At 64.0% G+C, this 2,724-nt stretch carries 1 protein-coding gene; it reads right to left on the bottom strand.

What is annotated here, in order from left to right; translation table 11 throughout:
- Positions 1-285: 285 nt before the first annotated feature.
- On the bottom strand, positions 286-2,724 hold a 2,439-nt coding region (locus WCB02_RS21665; RefSeq protein WP_423961274.1), incomplete at its 5' end, for a vitamin B12 dependent-methionine synthase activation domain-containing protein.

The raw sequence follows: 2,724 nt of genomic DNA, 5'->3' as shown, positions 1-2,724 counted from the left end.
GCCTTGACTTGATCTGCGCGCGTCATCCTGCAGAACCTGTGGGTCGGGACGAAGAGGTGGCCCGCAGTCGAACAAAAAGGTGACTGCTCATCCTTGACAGACACATTCCCCATGTGAGCAATCCATGCTTTCTTTGCGGCACGATGGATTGCTTCGCTTGCGCTCGCAATGACGGCTGAGAGACCTGCCATTTGAATGAGCAGATTGGGCAAAAACATCCGCGAGCCAAGTCATCTCGCCCCGATTGCGGGGCGAGGCGAAAGCGAGAGCGCGTCGACCGACCGCCTATCCCGCGCCGACCGCTTTTTTTCGCCAGGCCAGATGCACGGCGCAGGTGCAGCCGGGCGGATGCGCGGCTATTTCCTTTGTCACGACGTCGTTGGCGGGCGCGGCCGATGGCGCGGTCGTCGGCATCGCGTCCTGCACCGCGCGCGCTTCGCTCGACTGGTCCTGCGGCGGGATGTAGTTCAACACCGGCGCCAGCCAGCGTTCGGTTTCCGCAACACTCATGCCCTTGCGCGCGGCATAGTCCTCGACCTGGTCGCGCTCGATCTTGCCGACGCCGAAATAGAAGCTTTCGGCATGGCCGAAATAAAGCCCCGACACCGACGAGCCCGGCCACATCGCGAAGCTCTCGGTCAGCGTCACGCCGGAAGTTTTCTCGGCATCGAGCAGCGCGAACAGCGTCTTCTTTTCGGTGTGATCGGGCTGCGCGGGATAGCCCGGCGCCGGGCGGATGCCCTGATATTTTTCCAGCATCAACTCGGCCGGCGACAGCGTCTCGTCCGGCGCATAGCCCCAGAACTCGCGGCGGACGCGGGCATGCATCCGTTCGGCAAAAGCTTCGGCGAGGCGATCGGCCAACGCCTTGCATAGGATCGAGGAGTAATCGTCATTGGCCTTCTTGAAACGGTCGGCGACGATGTCCTCGCCGATCCCCGCCGTCACCACGAAGCCGCCGATATAGTCGGGCACGCCCGACGCCGCCGGCGCGATGAAATCCGACAACGCGGCGTTGAAGCGGCCCTCGCGCTTCTCCAGTTGCTGGCGCAGCGTGTGCAGCGTCGCGATCTTCCGCCTGCGGCTGTCGTCGGCATAAACAGCGATGTCATCGCCCTCGGCATTGGCCGGCCAGAAGCCGATCGTGGCCCGCGCCGTGAACCATTTCTCCCTGACGATGCGGTCCAGCATCTTGCGGGCGTCGTCATACAGCGCGCGGGCGGCTTCGCCCACCTTGGCATCGCTCAGAATCGCCGGATAGCGCCCGGCCAGCTCCCAGGTCTGGAAGAACGGCGTCCAGTCGATGTAGTCGACCAGTTCGGCAAGATCATAGGCGTCGAAACTCCTGGTGCCCAGGAACGACGGTTTGGTCGGCGGCGCCTTGGCAAAATCGATGCGCGCCGCATTGGCGCGGGCGTCCGTCAGCTTCAACCGCTTCTTGTCGCTCTGCGCGCGGAAATGCGCCGCGGAAATTTTGGCGTATTCGGCCCGCACCTCGGTGGCATAGGCGTCGCGCCGCTCGGGCGACAGCAGCGCCGACGCCACGCCGACCGCGCGGCTGGCGTCATTGACATGTACCACCGGGCCGCGGCGATAATTCGGGTCGATCTTGACGGCGGTATGCACCCGGCTGGTGGTGGCGCCGCCGATCAGAAGCGGCACGCTCAGGCCCTGCCGTTCCATCTCGCCGGCCAGAAAACTCATCTCGTCGAGCGAGGGCGTGATCAGGCCGGACAGGCCGACGATGTCGGCGCCTTCGCTCTTCGCGGTTTCGATGATCTTGGCCGCCGGCACCATCACGCCGAGGTCGATGACCTCGAAATTGTTACATTGCAGCACGATGCCGACGATGTTCTTGCCGATGTCGTGGACGTCGCCCTTGACGGTCGCAAGCACGATCTTGCCGGCATTGGAGCGGCCATTGCCCACCACGCCATTGGCGAGGTTGCGCGCCTTCTCCTCCGCCATGAACGGCATCAGATAGGCGACGGCCTGTTTCATGACCCGGGCCGACTTCACCACCTGCGGCAGGAACATCTTGCCGTCGCCGAAGAGATCGCCGACCACGTTCATGCCGGCCATCAGCGGGCCCTCGATCACGTCGAGCGGCCGCGTCGCGTTGCCTCGCGCGGCTTCCGTGTCTTGCTCGATGTACTCGGTGATGCCGTGCACCAGCGCGTGGGTCAGGCGCTTCTCGACCGGCCATTCGCGCCAGGCGAGATCGGCTTCCCTGGTCTGCGTTCCCTTTCCGCGGAATTTTTCCGCGAGCGCGAGCAGCCGTTCGGACGCGCCGCCGTCGCGGTTGAGCACGACGTCCTCGCACACCTGGCGCAGCTCGGGATCGATGTCGTCATAGACGATCATCTGCCCGGCATTGACGATGCCCATGTCCATGCCGGCCTTGATGGCATGATACAGGAACACCGAGTGCATGGCCTCGCGCACCGGCTCATTGCCGCGGAACGAGAACGACAGGTTGGACACGCCGCCGGAGACATGCGCGCCCGGCAGGTTCCGGCGAATCCAGCGCGTCGCCTCGATGAAGTCGACGCCGTAATTGTTGTGCTCCTCGATTCCCGTCGCGATCGCAAAGATGTTGGGATCGAAGATGATGTCCTGCGGCGGCACGCCGACGCGGTTGACCAGAATGTCATAGGCGCGCGCGCAAATTTTCTGTTTCTTTTCGAGCGTGTCGGCCTGGCCGGCTTCGTCGAAGGCCATGAC

The sequence above is a fragment of the Bradyrhizobium sp. genome (assembly GCF_049581145.1).
Lineage (GTDB): Bacteria > Pseudomonadota > Alphaproteobacteria > Rhizobiales > Xanthobacteraceae > Bradyrhizobium.
The sequence above is the reverse complement of the archived record's forward strand: the minus strand, read 5'-3'. Positions and strand labels throughout refer to the sequence as shown.